We start from the raw sequence: 17146 nt of genomic DNA, 5'->3' as shown, positions 1-17146 counted from the left end.
TTAAGCCTGCTTCGCAGCGGCCAATGCATCCTTGGCGGCGGCAATATCGTTCGGGCCGCCGACCGCAATGCCGACGGCACCGTCCGCGATACGCTTGACGAGACCGGTCAGCACCTTGCCGGCGCCGATCTCGAAGAAGCGGGTGACGCCCTGCCCGGCCATGTAAGCCACCGACTCGCGCCAGCGCACCGTGCCGGTGACCTGCTCGACCAGGCGGCGGCGGATCTCGTCGGGATCGGTGATGGCGCTCGCCAGCACGTTCGACACCAGCGGGGCGGCCGGCGCCTTGATCGTGACCTTCGACAGCGCTTCCGCCATGGCATCCGCAGCCGGCTGCATCAACTTGCAATGGAACGGGGCGGACACCGGCAGCAGCATCGCGCGCTTGGCGCCCTTGGCCTTGGCGATCTCGACGGCGCGATCGACCGCAGCCTTGTCGCCGGAGACGACGACCTGGCCGCCGCCATTGTCGTTGGCGGCCTGGCAGACCTGCCCCTGCGCCGCCTCGCCCGCGACCTCTATGGCGGCCTCGTAGTCGAGACCGAGCAGCGCGGCCATCGCGCCGGCGCCGACCGGGACCGCCTTTTGCATTGCGAGACCGCGGGTGCGAAGCAGACGCGCGGTATCCGAAACCGTCAGGCTGCCGGCCGCCGCGAGCGCCGAATATTCACCGAGCGAGTGGCCGGCGACGAAGGCCGCGTCTCGTCCCACGGAAAAACCAGCCTCGGCCTCGAGCACGCGCAAGGTCGCGATAGACACGGCCATCAGCGCCGGCTGGGCGTTCTCGGTGAGTTGGAGAGTTTCGGCCGGACCTTCCCAGATGATGGCCGTCAGCTTCTCCCCGAGCGCGGCATCGACCTCGTCGAATACGGCGCGCGCCACCGGAAAGGCGTCGGCCAGGGCCTTGCCCATGCCGACAGCCTGGGAACCCTGCCCAGGAAATGTGAATGCAGCCGTCATCGGCGCTCCCTGCTGTCAGGCATGATCCCTGTTCTGAACCGGCAGCCGATTTACGCCCGGCCTTAGGCCGTGGTTCCTTGGGCCATGGTTCCGGATCATGCTCCAAAGGGGGCCGTAGACACCGTCCGGGGCCGCACTGTCAAGCCGAGACGGGAACTTGGAGCAGCATTCAACGGGGAATAAGCCCCTCAAAACCCGCCGGCGGTCTGGTTGGCATCGACGTCCGCTCCTGCCCGCGCTCGGCGCGCACTGTTCACCAGTTGCCCCGGCCGATCCTCGCGGTTCGGCTTTGCCGTGGCCAGCCGCAGCACCGAAGCGTAGTTCGGCTGCACTTCCATGCGATCGGCGTACCGGCTCGCACTCAGCAGCCGGTGCACCTTCGGCAGATTGTAGCAGGGCACGTAGAACAACAGATGATGCTCGAGGTGATAGTTCACGTAATACGGCGCGATGAACAGGCGCTCGAGAAAATTGGCGTGCGTCGTGCGCGTGTTGCGCAAGGGGTCGCTGCTATCGGGGACGACGGCGTGCTCGGCGATATTGCGGATGCGGGTGATGACCATCATCCACGTCAAGAGCGGCACCAGCCAGAGCAGCGGATAGGCCCACCACACGCCGGCCGCGGCGAGCGCGGCAAACATGATCCCGTTGACCACACATTGCGGGCCGAGCATCTCCCAGAAATGCGCTGCACGTTGCCGCCATGACCAGTCCTTTGGCCCGAGCGCGTTGAGCAACTGCGCCTTGCGCTGCTGGTAGCCGGTCTGCCCGGTGATGTCGCGGATGAACTTGCGGCGATAGCTCAACTTGGTGATCGGAAACGGCGCCGACAGCACGAGGTCGGGGTCGTCCTCCTGCTGGGTGCGCGCATGGTGCTGAAGGTGATAGCGCCGGTAGCTGCGCGTCTCCGCAAACAGCGGATAGGCGCAGAACCACTGGCTCAGCGTCAGATTGGTTTTCTCGTCGGCGGACAGGCAACCATGTGCGCCGTCATGCATCAGGATCGCAAGGCCGAGCTGGCGCGAGCCGATGATGGCGACGGCGAAGATATAGGTGAGCGGATTGGGCCACCACGCGACCAGCGCGATGGCTGCAATGATCAGCGTCCAGGCGTGCGCGATCAGCGCAGCGCCTTTCCACGTCGCGCGCTGGCGCACCTCGGCCAATTGATCGTCGGTCAGGAAATCGCGGGCACGCATGCGAAGCGCGGTCATGGCCTAACCCTTTCCATTGGAATTGTCGGATGCCTCGCGCGCCTCGACGAGACGCAGGCGGGCGGTGTCTTCAGTGGATTTCGCCTGCTCGCCCAGCACGCGCAGCATCTCGGCGCAGAGCGCCTCGGGCGAGCGGCCCATCGCGTAGCCCTCGAGAATGACGCCGATGGCGACGGCCCAGAACCGCCGCGAGCTTTCGTCGGGCTCGCGCAGCGAGCGCCAGCCGCGCCGCGCGACCTGCCCCGCATAAGCGCGCGTACCCTCGCTGTGCAGGCGCTCGATGGTGCGCTCCACCAGCGGCGCGAGATCCTGGCGACGCCGCGTCAGCGTCAGCGCCTCGGCGAAGAAGGCGACCGAATCGCTCGCCGTCACGGTCTCGGCCAGCGCGTGGGTGTATTCCCCGGGCGTGCGCGCCTTGAGCGCCGCCTGCTCGGTGGCCCGTGCCAGATACAACAGATCGCGGCAGGCGCATTCGACAAACAGCGCCTCCTTGGTGCGGAAGTAATAGGTGATCTGGCTCGGGAACGCGTCCGCGGCGGCCGCGATGTCGGTAATCGACGTGCCTGACAGCCCCCGCTCCCGAAACAGCGGGCTCGCAGCATCCAGGAGCAGTGACCGCATCTTGCGGCCGGCCGAGCGCGTCGCGCGCGCGGCGTGCTTGGGGTCGCCTGCCGCTTCGAGCGGCGCATCGGCCGACGCTTCTGCCATGGGATCCTCTTCGCTGATTTATTTGTATGTTATACAAACAAACAGATCAAGCCGAATCTTGGTATTGGAGGATGGGGTTCTTGTTCCCGTTGGAGGGGCGGACCGCTCGGCTTGAAAATGCCCCTCCACCTTGCAAAGCCGGCCAAAATCCGTATAAGGCGCCCATCCGCAGACCCCGGCCGGGAGCTGAACGGACGGTCTCAGCAAATCATTCGTGATTTTGGTGTGGCAGGGCCAGTCGGCCCGTCGTCCCGTGTTTCCGCCTTCTGAGCTTGATCCCAGAGTCCTTTCCGAAGGCCTCTTAAGGGTTTGACGCCGGGCGATGCGCCAACATGAGGAAAGGACGACCATGCCTCTTTACGAGCATGTTTTTCTCGCGCGTCAGGACGCGAGCCCGCAGCAGGTCGAAGAGCTGACTGCGCAGATGACCGGTATCGTCGAAGGTCTCGGCGGCAAGATCACCAAGACCGAGAATTGGGGCGTGCGCTCCCTCACCTACCGCATGAACAAGAACCGCAAGGCGCACTTCGTGCTGCTCAACATCGACGCGCCGTCCGCGGCGATCGCCGAGATCGAGCGCCAGGAGCGCATCAGCGAAGACGTGATCCGCTATCTCAGCGTCCGCGTCGAGGAGCTCGAGGAAGGCCCGTCCGCGATGATGCGCAAGGCCGACCGTGATCGCGAGCGTGACGATCGCGGCGGTGGCTTCCGCGGCGAGCGTGAAGGCGGCTTCCGTGGCGACCGCGAGGGTGGTTTCCGCGGTGATCGCGGTCCGCGCCGTCCGCGCGATGAAGCTGAAACCACGGATGGGGAGTAAGAATCATGGCTGAAGCTGGTGCACGCCGCCCGTTTTTCCGTCGTCGCAAGAGCTGCCCGTTCACGGGCGCCAATGCTCCGAAGATCGACTACAAGGACTCCAAGCTGCTGATGCGTTACGTCTCCGAGCGCGGCAAGATCGTGCCGAGCCGCATTACCGCGGTGTCCGCGAAGAAGCAACGTGAGCTCGCCCGCGCCATCAAGCGCGCGCGCTTCCTGGGCCTCCTGCCCTACGTCATTCGCTGATACGACCAATTCGACCGGCGGCGGCTAGCGCCGCCGGTCGCGACTTTTCGAACTCATAAGGCTTCCGGGTCGTCCGGTCGCCGATGGTTGGGGCAAGCGACGCCTCTAACCGCTCGAAGGGAGCGGGACAGCTGATGATGGCCTTTGCACTGATAGCCTTGATCGCCGGCGCTGCGTCGGCCCTGATGTTCGCCTCGATCATCTCGGGGGCGCTGATCGCGCTCGTCCTGTTCTATCTCGCTCCGCTCCCCCTGATGGTCGCCGCGATCGGCTGGGGCCCGCTTTGCGCGAGCCTCGGCGGCATCGCCGCCGCGATCGGCCTTGGCGCCCTGTTCGGCCTGCCCTACTGCATCGCCTTCGCCGTCACCGTCGCGTTGCCGGCGTGGTGGCTCGGCCATCTCGTCCTGCTCGGACGTCAGGTGGGAAGCGCCGCGTCTGCGACCGGCACCGCGCCCTCCGCGGAGCCGGACGTCGAGTGGTACCCGGTCGGCCGCATCCTGCTCTGGATTGCAGGCTTCGCGACGCTGACCACGATGGCCGCTTTGCTCACGCTCGGGACCGACGCCGAGACCATCATCGGCACGTTGCGCCGTGGCCTGACGCGCCTCCTGCGCGCCACCGACCCGCAAACTTCGGGCGAAGCCAGCCAGTTCGTCGACGCGCTGGTGCGCATCGCACCCGCCGCCGCCACGATTGCCGCGACGATGACGCTCACTCTCAACCTCTGGCTCAGCGCCAAGGTGACCGCGACGTCGGGCCGGCTGCGCCGTCCCTGGCCGGACCTCAAGACCACCGAGCTGCCGCAGATGACGCTGGTGGTGCTTTGCATCTCCCTCGCCTTCTGCTTCACCGGGGGGCTGCTTGGCATCGTGGCGCAGATCGCCACCGCCGCGCTGATGATGAGTTATGCGCTGGCCGGTTTCGCCGTATTGCATACGCTGACGCTCGCGCTGAACGGCCGCACGTTCTGGCTCGGCTCGACCTACGCCGCCGTGGTCGTGTTCGGATGGCCCGTGGTCGCGATGGTGATCCTTGGGCTTGCGGATGCCTTGTTTGGCTTGCGCGAACGCTTCCTGCGCAGCCGGCAGCCGCCGCCACTGCCTACACCTTGAGTTCAACCCCGAAACTGAAACCTTCGAGAGCACTTCAAAAGGAGAACGAATATGGAAGTCATTTTGCTGGAACGCGTCAACAAGCTCGGCCAGATGGGCGAAGTCGTGAAGGTTCGCGACGGCTACGCTCGCAATTTCCTGCTCAAGCGCGGCAAGGCGCTGCGCGCCACCGCCGACAACCGGGCCAAGTATGACGGCATGAAGGCCGAGCTCGAAGCGCGCAACCTCGCCTCGAAGGCCGAGGCGTCCAAGGTCGCCGAGAAGATCGAGGGCAAGAACATCATCGTGATCCGCCAGGCCTCGGAAGCCGGCCAGCTGTTCGGCTCGGTCAACGTGCGTGACATCGTGCTCGCGTTCGAAGCCGACGGCGTTTCGCTCGCCCGTCCGCAGATCCAGCTCGACGCGCCGATCAAGACCATCGGCAAGCACTCGATCACCGTTGCCGTTCATCCCGAAGTCGAGGTCGAGATCACCGTCACGGTTGCCCGCAGCCAGGACGAGGCCGAGCGCATCAACCGCGGCGAGGACATCTCGACCCGCAATGAGGATCGCGATGCGGCCGCCGAGGCGATCGCCGCCGCCGGCGAGTTCTTCGATCCGGAAGCCCAGCACGACGAGGTCGCGCCGGCGCCGGCTGCGGAAGAGAAGTAAGCAGCTCAACTCGTCATTCCGGGACGGTCCGCAAGACCAGACCCGGATGACGATCCCGATTAAAGCCCGGCTGCCTCACGCGGCCGGGCTTTTCGTTTTGGCAGCGACGTCCTCGCTCAGCATCGCGATCGAGGCCAGCGCGGTGGCCGTATGCTTCTCGACGCCGTCGCTGACGCAGAACACGTCGGCGGCGACCACCGCGACCTGGCGGCCCGGCTTGATCACCCGGGCGCGGCAGATCAGCTTCTCGCCGACCGCGGGCGACAACAGATTGAGCTTGTATTCCGCCGTCAGCGCCGGCTGGCCGCGCGACGTGGCGGCTGCGATCGTGGTGGCGTTGTCGACCAGGAAGGCGGTGACGCCGCCATGGAAGAAGCCGTGCTGCTGTAACAGCTCCGGCCGGCGCTCCACGGCGATGGTGCAGGTGCCGCGCGACAATTCGGAGAGCTCGGCGCCGACCAGGTTCATGAAACCCTGCCGGCCGATATTGGCGTGGATGCGCTCGGCAATCGGCGCAAATTCCGGATCAGCTTCGGCCCGCATGCGATCTCCCCTTATTGCTTGTTGATGCGATCGAACGGCCTCAGCGCACGATTGGCGCAGGCGATCAGCGTGTCCGCCTCGATGCGCGGATCGGTTCGCTCGCGACCCGACAGGAAGGCGCGGCAGAAGATCTGCGCCGGACCGATCAGCTGGCTGACGAACATCACCGGCGTCATCGGCAGAAGTTCGCCGCTTGCCACCAGCGGCGCGCGCCAGCGCTCAATGCCTTCGGCAAGCCGCGCATTCTGCGCCCGCTGGGCGTCGCGCACGTCTTCGCCCCACTCGCTGCGCGAGATCTCGAAGAGGTAGCGCGCCTCGCGCCGGCTGGTGACGACCCAGTCGAGATGCGCCCGGATCAGGCGATCAATGCCCCGCTCGGCGTCGGGGCCGGGATCGAGCGCGGCCAGTATCGCGGCGTGATAGTGCCGCAAGACCTCCAGAAACAACGCACCGGCAAGTTCTTTCTTCGAACCGAAGACGTGGAAGAAGCTGCCGTTGGAAGCCCGCGCGCGGGTGCGGATCGCAGCCACCGTCGCGGCTTCGAAGCCGACGCGGTCGAACACGGCAAGGCCGGCCGCCAACAGATCGTCTCGTACGCTCGCCGTCATGGGCGCCTCCTAGAGCAATACTCTAGAGTACTACTCTAATGACGGTCAAGACGATGCGAAGGCCGCGGATGGGCGCGGCCTTCGCATCGTCGATCGAAAGATCCGGGTGACTTAGCGCGAGATCGGCGGCACCGGCGGACCGGAGGACGCAGGCGGCGCCGGCGGCGGCGGGGCTGCAGCGGTCGCGGGCGGCGCCTGTTCCTGCGGCTTGGCCGCGGGGGCCGGCTCGGCAGGTTTCGGAGCAGCCTCTTCCACCGGCTTGGGCGCGGCCGGCTCAGCGGGCTTGGCGGCGGCTGGAGCGGCCGGCGTCACCTGCGGGACCGGATCGGGCCGCAGCGCCGGCGTCTCGCTGCGCGGCTCGACCTTGGCGCTGTCAGGCTTGACGGACTCCGGCTTCGGCTCGCTCTTCTTGTCGTCGGTCGCCGGCGCCGCGGCATCGACCTTCGGGGCTTCCTCCGTGCCGGGCTTGGCGCGCCGCTTGCCTTTGCGTGCCTCGGGCGCAGCCTCTCCCTCCGGCTTGGCACCCTCCTCGGCCGGCCGCGCCGCACGCTTCTGGCGCGTACCCTCGGCGGCAGGAGCAGCGCCCTCGCCCTCCGGCCTCGCGGCATCCTGCGCGCGCTGGCGTCGACCCTGTTGTTCAGGCGCGGCGCCGTCCTTCTTGGCGTCCTTGGCCTGATAGCGCGTGTCGGTGGCACCGTTCGAGATTAGATAGGCGGAGAGGACGCCCGCCATATCCGAACTCGTCGTGTAGTGCTGGCGCAGGAATCCCGGCAGCGAGCCGGGCGACACGGACTTCAGCAGCCCGCGCGGGCTCTTGTGGCAGACATTGCAGGTCTGCGAGAACAGCTGCGACGGGGTCTTGCCAGCCTCGAGGTTCGTCGCCTGCGCAAGAACGGAATTAGCCGCACCGAAGCCAATCAGAAGCAACACCGTCGCGAGGCTGAGCGCTCGGCTCGACATTCCCATCATCTCCGTTGAATTTCCGCAAATGCAGCCGGCATCCGGCGCGGCGGCGGTCACCTTTTAACCGATTGAGCCGCGAATGGAAGCAGGTCCGCGCGCAAGGATGTGATTAAGCGGTTTTCGAATATCTACTTTGAACACAGTGCAACTAGCGCAGCCGGAACCGGCTCGCTAGATTTGAATGCAAACGCATAGGAACCGCTGCGGCGCCTGGGCGTCAGTTATAAAGGCCGGGTAGTCGCATCTTTCGGGTTCGCTCGAGAGGATTGCCGATGGACCGTTTGTTGCGTCGATTTCTGTCCCAATTCATCCGCCGCGGGTCGTTGACGGTGACCAGCGCGAGCGGGTCGAAGTTCACCGTCGGCGACGGCTCCGGCGAGCCGGTCGCAGTCCGCTTCGTCACTGCGGACTCCGAGCGGAGGGTCCTCGTCAATCCCGAGCTGGGGCTGGGCGAGGCCTACATGAACGGCGAGTTCGTGGTCGAGCGCGGCACCATAGCTGATGCCCTCGCGATCCTGCTCGATCAACCCGACCCATTGCCGCAGTGGGCAAAGCCGTGGTGGCACCTGCGCTACCTGACGCGGCACCTCAAGCAGTTCAATCCCCGCCCGCGCTCCCGTCAAAACGTCGCTCATCATTACGATCTCGACGGCCGGCTCTATTCGCTGTTTCTCGATGCCGACAAGCAATATAGCTGCGCCTATTTCGAGACGCCCGAGATGTCGCTGGACGACGCGCAGCTTGCCAAGAAGCGGCACATCGCGGCGAAGCTTCTCGTCAGCAATGGCCAGCGCGTGCTCGACATCGGCTCCGGCTGGGGTGGCCTCGGGCTCTATCTCGCCGAGATCGCGAGCGCCGACGTCACCGGCATCACGCTGTCGACCGAGCAGCTGGAGGTCGCCAATGCGCGCGCCGCCGAAAAGGGCCTGACGGGCTCGGCCAGATTCCAGCTCCAGGATTATCGCGACGTCGAAGGTACGTTCGACCGCATCGTCTCCGTCGGCATGTTCGAGCATGTCGGGGCGAGGTTCTACGACGCCTACTTCCAGCGCTGCGCCGAGCTGCTGAAGGAAGACGGCGTCATGCTGCTGCATTCGATCGGCCGTTCGCAGGGCCCGGATTCGACCAATCCGTGGATCGCCAAATACATCTTCCCCGGCGGCTACATTCCCGCGCTCTCGGAGGTGCTGCCGGCGATCGAGCGCGCGGGCCTGCTGGTCTGCGACATCGAGATTCTGCGCCTGCACTACGCCGAGACGCTGAAGGCCTGGCGCGAGCGGTTCATGGCGCGGCGCGAGGAAGCCGTGCAGCTCTACGACGAGCGCTTCGCCTTGATGTGGGAATTTTACCTCGCGGCCTGCGAGATGACGTTCCGCAAGCAAGCCATGATGAACTTCCAGATCCAGATCACCCGTCGCCAGGGCGTGGTGCCGATGACCCGCGACTATATCCCGCAGGAAGAAGCCCGGCTGCGGGCCCGGGAGGGCGCGGCCATGCCGAAGCTCAAGCTGGCTGGTGAATAGGTCCGGATCCTAGTGACGCAGGGTCGAAATCCCGGACGTCCGGAAAGACGCCGTTAACGCCAATTGCGCCCGCAATTCCAGCAGGATTTCGGGGGCGACCGGCTGGCGACGTACCTCGGGCCGCTCCGCGTGCTTCATAGCCGCGATCAGCCCCGACAGCCAAAGCCGGCTGCCTGCCTCGCTTCGCCAGTTCTGGTGCTGCCGTTCTGGCTGCATCGTTCGCCTCGTATCCCTGTTGGCGGGGAATGAGATAATCCCCCTGCCCATCCGCCTGTTCCGACATGACACCCGAAAGAATCCGGGGAGATGTGATCTGGTTCACAGAAGTCTGGTCGGGCCTGGCTTAGACCGTCGCCATGAGCAAAGAGACCCAAACCTCATTCGACGTGCAGGACGACCTCCGCACCGATTACGCCCTGATCGTCACCGGCGTTGGGGCGGCTCTGGTTGCGCTGGTCTACCTCCTGCTGGTCTGAAGCCGAGCCGAATCGGTCAGCGTGCGTCATTTTGCGCGCCTCTCGGTAGGTCTGCGCGTCAGCCCCCAGGGTTCACGGGTTTCAGGATTTTTCCGCGGCGCGATCACAGCCCTCTGCGCCGAGCGAGCTCCGCCAAAATCCAGTCAAGCGCGGCGCGTGCTGCGACTGCTAATCATCCACCATTTTAACTGAGCGGTTGATAGCGGTCAGCTTTTGCTTCCGCTTTGACCTGCGGCGGCGCTTTATCCCGGCCCCGCATCCGCCCAAGAAAATTGCTAAGCACGTCCGACCATGGCACTGACTGATTCGAACGTTCTCAAACTCGCGCCCGATGCCGGAACTCCCGCCTATCGGAGCGCACCGCACAATATCGAGGCGGAACAGAGCCTTCTGGGCGCAATCCTGGTCAACAACGACGCCTTCTACCGCGTCTCCGACTTCCTGGAGGCGAAGCACTTCTTCGAGCCGCTGCACCAGACCATCTTCGAGACCGCGGGCAGCCTGATCCGGATGGGCAAGATCGCCACCCCGGTCACGCTGAAGACGTTCCTGCCGGCCGATACCGATGTCGGCGGCATGACCATCGGACAATACCTGGCGCGGCTTGCGGCCGAAGCCACCACCATCATCAACGCCCAGGACTATGGCCGCACCATCTACGACCTGTCGCTGCGGCGCGACCTGATCGGCATTGGCGAGGACATGGTCAACGTGGCCTATGACGCCCCGGTCGACTTCCAACCGCGGGCGCAGATCGAGGATGCCGAGCGAAAGCTGTACGAGCTCGCCGAGTCCGGCCGTTATGACGGAGGCTTCCAGAAATTCTCGCAGGCCCTCACCGTCGCGGTCGATCTCGCGGCCAAGGCATTCCAGCGCGACGGCAAGCTGTCGGGCATTTCGACGGGCCTGCGCGACCTCGACACCAAGATGGGCGGCCTGCAGCATTCCGACCTCATCATCGTCGCGGGACGCCCCGGCATGGGCAAGACGTCGCTGGCGACCAACATCGCCTACAACGTCGCGCAGGCCTACGTGCCGGAGCTTCAGGCCGACGGCACCATGAAGGCCGCCAATGGCGGCGTGATCGGCTTCTTCTCCTGCGAAATGTCGGCCGACCAGCTCGCCACGCGTATCGTGGCCGAGCGCACCGGCATTCCCTCCTCCCACATCCGCCGCGGCGGCATCACGGAAGCCGATTTCGAGAAGATCCGGCAGGTCTCGATCGAGCTGCAGTCGCTGCCGTTCTACGTCGACGCCACCGGCGGCCTCTCCATCGCGCAGCTGATGGCGCGCGCGCGCCGACTCAAGCGCCAGAAGGGCCTCGATCTCCTGGTGATCGACTACATCCAGCTGCTCTCGGGCTCGGGCAAGCGCGCCAGCGACAGTCGCGTGCAGGAAATCACGGAGATCACGACCAGCCTGAAGGCGCTGGCCAAGGAGCTCAACGTTCCCGTGATCGCGCTGTCGCAGCTCTCGCGTCAGGTGGAATCGCGCGACGACAAGCGGCCGCAGCTGTCGGACTTGCGTGAATCCGGCTCGATCGAGCAGGACGCCGACGTCGTGCTGTTCGTGTTCCGCGAGGAATATTACCTCGCCATGAAGGAGCCGCGCCCCGGCACCGAAGAGCATGCCAAATGGCAGGCCGACATGGAACGTACCGTGGGGCGCGCCGAAGTCATCATCGGCAAGCAGCGCCACGGTCCGACCGGCACCGTCGAGCTGCACTTCGATGCCTCGGTCACGCGCTTCGGCGACCTCGCGCATGACGGCCAGCTGCCGGACCGCAGCGACTACTAGATTGTTCCCCGGGTTGAACGGGGCCGGTCTCTTGCGTAAAACGACGCCATGACAATGGCGTCCGCCCCGAAATCAATCCCGCAATCCGGCCCACTCTCCCCGGAGGCCAACCAGGCTGCCGCGCTCGCCGCCTTCGGCGGCGTGCTGACGGTCGATCTCGATGCGATCATCGCCAATTGGCGCAAGCTCGAGAAGACCGCGGTGCCGGCCGAATGTTCGGCGGTGATCAAGGCCGACGCCTATGGCTGCGGCGCCGAGCAGGTGTCGCGCGCCCTGAGCAAGGCCGGTTGCAAGACCTTCTTCGTCGCCACCATCGAGGAAGCGCGCAAGGTGCGCGCCGCCGTTCCGGAGCCCACGATCTACGTGCTCGGCGGCTATTTCCAGAACACCGGCGAGCACTACGCCAAGATCAATTGCCGTCCGGTGATCGGCGATCTCAACGAGCTCGCCGAATGGGACGTGTTCTGCCGCCGCACCGGCTGGAACGGGGGCGCCGCTGTTCACATCGACACCGGCATGAACCGGCTCGGGCTGACGCTGTCGGAGGCGCAGGCCATCATCCCCCGCATCAACGCCGGCGATCACGGCATCACGCTGGTGATGAGCCATCTGGTCTCGGCCGAGCAGCTCAACAGCCCGATCAATGCCAGACAGCTCGCGACCTTCCGCAGCATCGCCAGTGAGTTCACAGGCGTGCCGGCGGCGCTCGCCAACTCCTCCGGCATCTTCCTCGGCGCGCCCTTCCAGTTCGACCTGGTGCGCCCGGGAGCTGCGCTCTACGGCGTCAACCCGACGCCGGAGGCCGACAATCCCATGCAGCAGGTGGTCGACCTCAAGGCGCGCATCGTGCAGATCCGCACCATCGATCGCGGCGAGACCGTCGGCTATGGCGGCACCTGGACCGCGCGGCGGCCGACGAAACTGGCGATCATCGCAGTCGGCTATGCCGACGGCTATTTCCGCGCCGCCAGCTCCAATGACGGCACCCGCGGCGCCGATGTCATCGTGGCCGGCAAGCGCTGCCCTGTCGCGGGCCGCATCTCCATGGACCTGATCGCGATCGACATCACCGATCTGCCGCCGAACGCGGTGCGGCGCGGCCACATGGTGACGCTGCTCGGCGAAGGCATCACCGTCGACGAGCTCGCGCACCATTTCGGCACGATCGGCTATGAGGTGCTGACCAGCCTCGGCCGCCGCTATGCCCGCGTCTACAAGGGTGGCAATGTCGAGGAGCCGCTGACGAAGCCGGAGCCCGCCTCGAACGCCGGGCAGCCGCCTTCCCCACCGTCGATCGAACAGCCGTCGGCGTTGCCGCCGCTGCCAAGTTAAACCACCCGCACCTACTTCTTCTTTCTGCTGTCTAGCGCCGTCTTGCAGGTGGCGCTGAGCTGGTCGCGCTTGGCGTTGAGACAGGCGACGATGCCGCTGCCCGGCGCGATGCCGGCGCAGAATTTGTCGTAGTCCGCCTTGCATGCGCCGCGCGTTTCGGCTGACTGTGCCGTGGCCCCGGAGAACGCGACGATGAAGGCGGTAGCGGCAAAGCTCAACTTGGACATTGTATCTCCGGGGACGAAAGGCAGAGCCGGTAGCTCTAGATGAAGATCGCGACATTCAACATCAACAACATCAACCGCCGCCTGCCCAATCTGTTGGCATGGCTGCGAATGGCGAGGCCCGATGTCGTCGCGCTCCAGGAGTTGAAGGCAAGTGATGGCGAATTTCCGGCGGCCGCCATCGAAAGGACCGGCTATGGCGCGGTGTGGCGTGGACAAAAGACCTGGAACGGCGTCGCCATCCTCGCCCGCAATGCCGAGCCCGTGCTGACGCGCGACCGTTTGCCGGGAAAGCCTGCCGATCTCGAAGCGCGCTACATCGAGGCCGCCGTGCGTGGCGTCATCGTCACCAGCATTTATCTGCCCAACGGCAATCCGCAGCCGGGACCGAAATTCGACTACAAGCTCGACTGGTTCGCGCGGCTGCGGCGCCACGCCAACACCTTCATCAAGCAGGACCTGCCGGTGGTGCTCGCCGGCGACTACAATGTTGCGCCCACCGAGATCGACATCTATCCGACGCGCTCATGGGACAAGGATGCGCTGATCCAGCCGAAGAGCCGCGCAGCCTTTGCCGCGCTGGTCGAGCAAGGCTGGTGCGACGCGATCCGCGAGCTGCATCCGGACGAGCGCATCTACACGTTCTGGGACTACAAGCGGAACCGCTGGCCGCGCGATGCGGGCCTGCGGCTCGACCATCTCCTGCTCAGCCCTGCCCTCGCCCCGCGCCTCGCCAAAGCCGGCGTCGACAAGAAGATCCGCGGCGAGGACGGCGCCAGCGATCACGCGCCGGCGTGGGTGGTATTGCGATGACCCAAACGCAGTCAGCAGCGGGCCGCCCGATAAAACCTGAAAACAACCCCATGCACAGTAGCTGGCCCCAGTCCGCTCAATGACTTACGGGTAAACCGAAATCAAAGTTGATCCGTCGGGCAAAACACTGGCATGATGTCACCATCGAAGGCGTCCACGTGGCGCCGAGGGCTCTTCAGATCGCCCCTTCATCGGGAATGTTGAGGACGGTGCCGCAAGCCTTGCAATGCACCGCGTCGGCATCGTGCCTCTGGAGCCCGCACGTCGGGCATGGAAACCGCACCTTATGGGGACTGAGGAGCGCGCGGGCGAGATTGAAGAACAGCGTCACGCCGAAAATCATGATCACGACGGTGATCAGACGACCGAACGTACCCGCCAGCGTGATGTCGCCGAAGCCGGTCGTCGTCAGCGCCGTGACGGTGAAATACAGGGCATCGGCATAGTTCCGGATCTCGTCGTTGCGAAACTTCTGGGTCTCGTAAACGATCCCGGTCATCACGAAGATGAAAACGGCGAGGTTCGTGACGGCGAAGATGACCTCTTCGTTGCGACGAAAGAACGGGGAATCGAGGCGCAGCCTCACGAGCATCTGGTAGTCGCGAAGCAGGCCCAACGTCCGCAGAATCCGGAGAAAGCCGCCCGCCTCGCCGGCAAGCGGCGCCAGGAAGGATACGATCGCAACCATGTCTGCCCACGTCGCGAGCTGGGTGAATTTTTGAAACGGATGCCGATCGACCAGGAGCCGGGCGGAGAAGTCGGCCAGCAGAATAACGCCGAACAGGACGTCGAGCGTCTCGACGATGTCACTGGGCGGCAGGAACGAGGTCGCAATAATGAACAGCACCGTCACGATATCGAAGATGAGCAGCGCATAACGGAAGCGCACGCCGTCCGGCGTTGCGCCCTCGTAAAGGAGTCGGACGTTGCTTTTGAGAGACGTGAGGGTCACTGCACCATGATCGCGGTTTGCACGGATGTTGGCAACTCGGAGCGTGTGCCGCAACCGACGACGTCTGTATACCTAGAGTGGGCCTCGCGATTAGGAACCCGGACCGCGACGCGGTGTTCAGCTCTCTTTGGGGGCTGAATGCTCAAACCCGACGATTGTCGCAAGCTTGCGGAGCAATATCGAGCGCGCGCGAATGATGCCACATCGGCGAAGCGCCTCGCCAATGTGCTTCTGAGCGTTTCCAACGCCTATCTCGCTCTGGCGAGCCAACTGGAGCTCCTTGCGTCCGTCGAACATCAGGAGCACGCGAGGAGAGCCGGTCGGAACGTTCAAGGCTGAGCCGTCAGACGAAAGATGCAAACCGAGCCGGCGGCGGCGCCATGAAGCCTCATCATTGCGGTGCCCCGCGATCGAGTTCGCCCCGCTGATCACTCGGAGGGAAGCCTCTTGACCTCCGCGGCCTGGTAAGCATACTGGTCTGACCACGATCAGACCAAGAGACGGGGATGGAGTTCAAGCGAGCCGCCGACGGCGAAAAGGGGTTCGAGAAGGTGTTTGCCTTCCTGCGCGAGCGCCTGCTTACCGGCTCGCTCAGGCCGGGCGACCGCCTGATTTCGGAGCGCGAGCTCGCCACCCTGCTCGGCGTCAGCCGGCCAATCGTCCGCGAGGCGCTGCGCGCCCTCACCGTCCTCGGGATCGTCGAGATCCGCGACCGCATCGGCACCGTCGTGACGCGGCCAGATGTCTCGGTGCTGAACGACTTCTTCACCTTCGCCCTCGCCCAGCAGGCCGACATGCTCGAGGACGTCATGCAGGCGCGCGTCGCGATCGAATGCCAGGCGATCCGGCTCGCCTGCGAGCGCGCCAACATCGCCGATTTCGAACGGCTGCAGCGCGCGCTGACGAAGATCGGCGAGACCATCGACGAAGCCGATGCCGGCGGCATGGCGGATTTCGACTTCCACCGCGCGATCGTCGTCGCCTCACATTCGGAGACGCTGAGCGTGCTGCACGCCTCCATGGCGGGCCTGTTGACACATTCGCATCGCAGCCGCCGCGAGCTGGTGCAGGCCTTCCCGTCGATGAAGACCTACCTTGTCGACGATCACCGCCGCATCTTCGAAGCCCTCATTGCGCGCGATCCCGAGCGCGCGGATGCGACGCTGCGCAAGCATTTCGCCATCGGCGACGAATACCGCAGACGCGCCGTCGTCGGCGACATCGACAAGACCAGTGCCTCGGGCTGATCGCGCACAGCCCTTCAATCAAGACGCCAATTAAACAAGAAACGGACTGACGACATGGGACGGAACGACAAGGGCAAGGTCGGCTTCATCGGCATCGGCACGATGGGGCGGGAGATGGTGCGCAACCTGCAGGCGGCGGGCCACGCGGTCCGCGTCTTCGATCTGAACGAAGCCGCGCTGGCCGACAGCGTCAAGGAAGGCGCGACGCGTGCCAAAAGCCCTGCCGATGCCGCGCAAGGCACCGATATCGTCATCACCATGCTGCCCGACACGCCGCACGTCGAGGCGACGATCTACGGCGAGCAGGGCCTGCTGAATTCCCCGCCGCCGGGCAAGCTGATCGTCGACATGAGCACGATCTCGCCGGTCGCCGTCCGCCGCATCCATTCGGACCTGCAGAAGACAGGCGTCGGCTTCATCGACGCGCCGGTCTCCGGCGGGCCGGTGGGCGCCAGGAGCGCCGCGCTCTCGATCATGGCCGGCGGCGATGCGGACACGTTCGCCAAGGCCGAGCCGTTCTTCCGCGCGATGGGCACGACCATCACCCATGTCGGCGCATCCGGCGCCGGCCAGACCGTCAAGCTCTGCAATCAGCTGATCTGCGGCATCAACATCCAGGCGATCTGCGAGGCGCTCGCGCTCGGCCGCGCTTCGGGCCTCGATCTCAACCTGCTCCGCCGGGTGCTGCTCGGCGGCTCCGCCGCTTCCTGGATGCTGGACAAGCTCGGCCCCGCGATGATCGCCGGCGACGTTTCCGCGGGTTTCCGGATCGATCTGCAGCTCAAAGACCTTCGCCTGGTGCAGGAGCACGCACAGGCCCTGAACGTGCCCCTGCCTGGCACCGCGCTCGTCACCAGCCAATATGTCGACGCGCGCGCCCATGGCGAAGGCAGCAACGGCAACCAAGCGCTGTTCCGCGTCTATGACCGCATGACCAACCAGACCACCGGCTGACCCTGGA

At 65.4% G+C, this 17146-nt stretch carries 19 protein-coding genes and 1 pseudogene; 11 read left to right on the top strand and 9 right to left on the bottom strand.

Going from position 1 to position 17146, the window contains the following annotated elements; genetic code table 11:
• The 3 genes from fabD to I6F09_RS02025 all read right to left on the bottom strand — a co-directional run bounded on the left by fabD (position 1) and on the right by I6F09_RS02025 (position 2882).
• Positions 1-960 (bottom strand): ACP S-malonyltransferase, encoded by a 960-nt coding sequence (gene fabD / locus I6F09_RS02035; RefSeq protein WP_225155924.1) that lies wholly within the window; start codon positions 958-960, stop codon positions 1-3.
• 188 nt (positions 961-1148) lie between these two features.
• Entirely contained in the window at positions 1149-2174 is a 1026-nt protein-coding gene (locus I6F09_RS02030) for a fatty acid desaturase family protein (protein ID WP_036034039.1), read from the bottom strand.
• A 3-nt stretch (positions 2175-2177) separates the two neighbouring features.
• Positions 2178-2882, bottom strand: coding sequence for a TetR/AcrR family transcriptional regulator C-terminal domain-containing protein (locus tag I6F09_RS02025; protein ID WP_225187354.1), 705 nt, complete (start codon positions 2880-2882; stop codon positions 2178-2180).
• Between the two features lie 349 nt (positions 2883-3231).
• Between I6F09_RS02025 and rpsF the strand changes: the two genes are divergently transcribed.
• The 4 genes from rpsF to rplI all read left to right on the top strand — a co-directional run bounded on the left by rpsF (position 3232) and on the right by rplI (position 5707).
• Entirely contained in the window at positions 3232-3699 is a 468-nt protein-coding gene (rpsF, locus tag I6F09_RS02020; protein WP_025035823.1) for a 30S ribosomal protein S6, read from the top strand.
• Positions 3700-3704: 5 nt separating this feature from the next.
• Positions 3705-3944, top strand: coding sequence for a 30S ribosomal protein S18 (gene rpsR, locus I6F09_RS02015; RefSeq protein WP_007592020.1), 240 nt, complete (start codon positions 3705-3707; stop codon positions 3942-3944).
• A gap of 134 nt (positions 3945-4078) precedes the next feature.
• Positions 4079-5056, top strand: a complete 978-nt coding sequence (locus tag I6F09_RS02010; RefSeq protein ID WP_225187353.1) for a DUF2232 domain-containing protein — start codon at positions 4079-4081, stop codon at positions 5054-5056.
• A gap of 51 nt (positions 5057-5107) precedes the next feature.
• A complete protein-coding gene (gene rplI, locus I6F09_RS02005; RefSeq protein ID WP_036000730.1) occupies positions 5108-5707 on the top strand; it encodes a 50S ribosomal protein L9 in 600 nt (199 codons plus the stop codon).
• Between the two features lie 75 nt (positions 5708-5782).
• Here rplI and I6F09_RS02000 read toward each other — a convergent pair whose 3' ends face one another.
• The 3 genes from I6F09_RS02000 to I6F09_RS01990 form a co-directional block, all read right to left on the bottom strand.
• The gene (locus I6F09_RS02000) at positions 5783-6250 is read right to left on the bottom strand and encodes a PaaI family thioesterase (protein WP_036000734.1); all 468 of its coding nucleotides are present in this window, start codon (positions 6248-6250) and stop codon (positions 5783-5785) included.
• Between the two features lie 11 nt (positions 6251-6261).
• On the bottom strand, positions 6262-6858 hold the full coding sequence (locus I6F09_RS01995; protein WP_036000737.1) for a TetR/AcrR family transcriptional regulator: 597 nt from the start codon (positions 6856-6858) through the stop codon (positions 6262-6264).
• Between the two features lie 111 nt (positions 6859-6969).
• Positions 6970-7818, bottom strand: coding sequence for a hypothetical protein (locus I6F09_RS01990; RefSeq protein ID WP_225187352.1), 849 nt, complete (start codon positions 7816-7818; stop codon positions 6970-6972).
• 275 nt (positions 7819-8093) lie between these two features.
• Between I6F09_RS01990 and I6F09_RS01985 the strand changes: the two genes are divergently transcribed.
• Entirely contained in the window at positions 8094-9344 is a 1251-nt protein-coding gene (locus I6F09_RS01985) for a cyclopropane-fatty-acyl-phospholipid synthase family protein (protein WP_036022698.1), read from the top strand.
• Between the two features lie 9 nt (positions 9345-9353).
• Here I6F09_RS01985 and I6F09_RS01980 read toward each other — a convergent pair whose 3' ends face one another.
• On the bottom strand, positions 9354-9560 hold the full coding sequence (locus I6F09_RS01980; protein ID WP_036000858.1) for a hypothetical protein: 207 nt from the start codon (positions 9558-9560) through the stop codon (positions 9354-9356).
• A gap of 551 nt (positions 9561-10111) precedes the next feature.
• On the opposite strand from I6F09_RS01980, the gene I6F09_RS01975 reads away from it, so the two are divergent.
• Together I6F09_RS01975 and alr are read left to right on the top strand one after the other, a co-directional pair.
• A complete protein-coding gene (locus tag I6F09_RS01975; RefSeq protein WP_036000744.1) occupies positions 10112-11617 on the top strand; it encodes a replicative DNA helicase in 1506 nt (501 codons plus the stop codon).
• Between the two features lie 54 nt (positions 11618-11671).
• The gene (alr, locus tag I6F09_RS01970; protein ID WP_225187472.1) at positions 11672-12949 is read left to right on the top strand and encodes an alanine racemase; all 1278 of its coding nucleotides are present in this window, start codon (positions 11672-11674) and stop codon (positions 12947-12949) included.
• Positions 12950-12960: 11 nt separating this feature from the next.
• On the opposite strand, the gene I6F09_RS01965 is transcribed toward alr, so the two are convergent.
• Positions 12961-13176, bottom strand: coding sequence for a cysteine rich repeat-containing protein (locus I6F09_RS01965; RefSeq protein ID WP_128262008.1), 216 nt, complete (start codon positions 13174-13176; stop codon positions 12961-12963).
• Between the two features lie 39 nt (positions 13177-13215).
• On the opposite strand from I6F09_RS01965, the gene I6F09_RS01960 reads away from it, so the two are divergent.
• A complete protein-coding gene (locus I6F09_RS01960) occupies positions 13216-13986 on the top strand; it encodes an exodeoxyribonuclease III (RefSeq protein WP_225187351.1) in 771 nt (256 codons plus the stop codon).
• A gap of 175 nt (positions 13987-14161) precedes the next feature.
• On the opposite strand, the gene I6F09_RS01955 is transcribed toward I6F09_RS01960, so the two are convergent.
• Positions 14162-14938 carry a potassium channel family protein gene (locus tag I6F09_RS01955; RefSeq protein WP_036034060.1) on the bottom strand — a complete coding sequence of 259 codons (777 nt, stop codon included), beginning with the start codon at positions 14936-14938 and terminating at the stop codon, positions 14162-14164.
• 138 nt (positions 14939-15076) lie between these two features.
• Here I6F09_RS01955 and I6F09_RS01950 point away from each other — a divergent pair, with 138 nt between their 5' ends.
• The 3 genes and pseudogenes from I6F09_RS01950 to I6F09_RS01940 all read left to right on the top strand — a co-directional run.
• Entirely contained in the window at positions 15077-15277 is a 201-nt protein-coding gene (locus tag I6F09_RS01950; protein ID WP_141697612.1) for a hypothetical protein, read from the top strand.
• 167 nt (positions 15278-15444) lie between these two features.
• Positions 15445-16185 carry a FadR/GntR family transcriptional regulator gene (locus I6F09_RS01945; RefSeq protein WP_036000760.1) on the top strand — a complete coding sequence of 247 codons (741 nt, stop codon included), beginning with the start codon at positions 15445-15447 and terminating at the stop codon, positions 16183-16185.
• A 51-nt stretch (positions 16186-16236) separates the two neighbouring features.
• A pseudogene (locus tag I6F09_RS01940) lies at positions 16237-17139 on the top strand (NAD(P)-dependent oxidoreductase); the annotation flags it as partial.
• Between the last annotated feature and the right edge of the window lie 7 nt (positions 17140-17146).

Origin of the sequence: Bradyrhizobium sp. IC3195 (assembly GCF_020193585.1) — a bacterium.
Lineage (GTDB): Bacteria > Pseudomonadota > Alphaproteobacteria > Rhizobiales > Xanthobacteraceae > Bradyrhizobium > Bradyrhizobium yuanmingense.
The sequence above is the reverse complement of the archived record's forward strand: the minus strand, read 5'-3'. Positions and strand labels throughout refer to the sequence as shown.

Bases quoted from the DNA above. Each gene is read 5' to 3' on its own strand.
- fabD (WP_225155924.1), bottom strand. From the start codon at position 960: ATGACGGCTGCATTCACATTTCCTGGGCAGGGTTCCCAGGCTGTCGGC.
- I6F09_RS02030 (WP_036034039.1), bottom strand. From the start codon at position 2,174: ATGACCGCGCTTCGCATGCGTGCCCGCGATTTCCTGACCGACGATCAA.
- I6F09_RS02025 (WP_225187354.1), bottom strand. From the start codon at position 2,882: ATGGCAGAAGCGTCGGCCGATGCGCCGCTCGAAGCGGCAGGCGACCCC.
- rpsF (WP_025035823.1), top strand. From the start codon at position 3,232: ATGCCTCTTTACGAGCATGTTTTTCTCGCGCGTCAGGACGCGAGCCCG.
- rpsR (WP_007592020.1), top strand. From the start codon at position 3,705: ATGGCTGAAGCTGGTGCACGCCGCCCGTTTTTCCGTCGTCGCAAGAGC.
- I6F09_RS02010 (WP_225187353.1), top strand. From the start codon at position 4,079: ATGATGGCCTTTGCACTGATAGCCTTGATCGCCGGCGCTGCGTCGGCC.
- rplI (WP_036000730.1), top strand. From the start codon at position 5,108: ATGGAAGTCATTTTGCTGGAACGCGTCAACAAGCTCGGCCAGATGGGC.
- I6F09_RS02000 (WP_036000734.1), bottom strand. From the start codon at position 6,250: ATGCGGGCCGAAGCTGATCCGGAATTTGCGCCGATTGCCGAGCGCATC.
- I6F09_RS01995 (WP_036000737.1), bottom strand. From the start codon at position 6,858: ATGACGGCGAGCGTACGAGACGATCTGTTGGCGGCCGGCCTTGCCGTG.
- I6F09_RS01990 (WP_225187352.1), bottom strand. From the start codon at position 7,818: ATGTCGAGCCGAGCGCTCAGCCTCGCGACGGTGTTGCTTCTGATTGGC.
- I6F09_RS01985 (WP_036022698.1), top strand. From the start codon at position 8,094: ATGGACCGTTTGTTGCGTCGATTTCTGTCCCAATTCATCCGCCGCGGG.
- I6F09_RS01980 (WP_036000858.1), bottom strand. From the start codon at position 9,560: ATGCAGCCAGAACGGCAGCACCAGAACTGGCGAAGCGAGGCAGGCAGC.
- I6F09_RS01975 (WP_036000744.1), top strand. From the start codon at position 10,112: ATGGCACTGACTGATTCGAACGTTCTCAAACTCGCGCCCGATGCCGGA.
- alr (WP_225187472.1), top strand. From the start codon at position 11,672: ATGGCGTCCGCCCCGAAATCAATCCCGCAATCCGGCCCACTCTCCCCG.
- I6F09_RS01965 (WP_128262008.1), bottom strand. From the start codon at position 13,176: ATGTCCAAGTTGAGCTTTGCCGCTACCGCCTTCATCGTCGCGTTCTCC.
- I6F09_RS01960 (WP_225187351.1), top strand. From the start codon at position 13,216: ATGAAGATCGCGACATTCAACATCAACAACATCAACCGCCGCCTGCCC.
- I6F09_RS01950 (WP_141697612.1), top strand. From the start codon at position 15,077: ATGCTCAAACCCGACGATTGTCGCAAGCTTGCGGAGCAATATCGAGCG.
- I6F09_RS01945 (WP_036000760.1), top strand. From the start codon at position 15,445: ATGGAGTTCAAGCGAGCCGCCGACGGCGAAAAGGGGTTCGAGAAGGTG.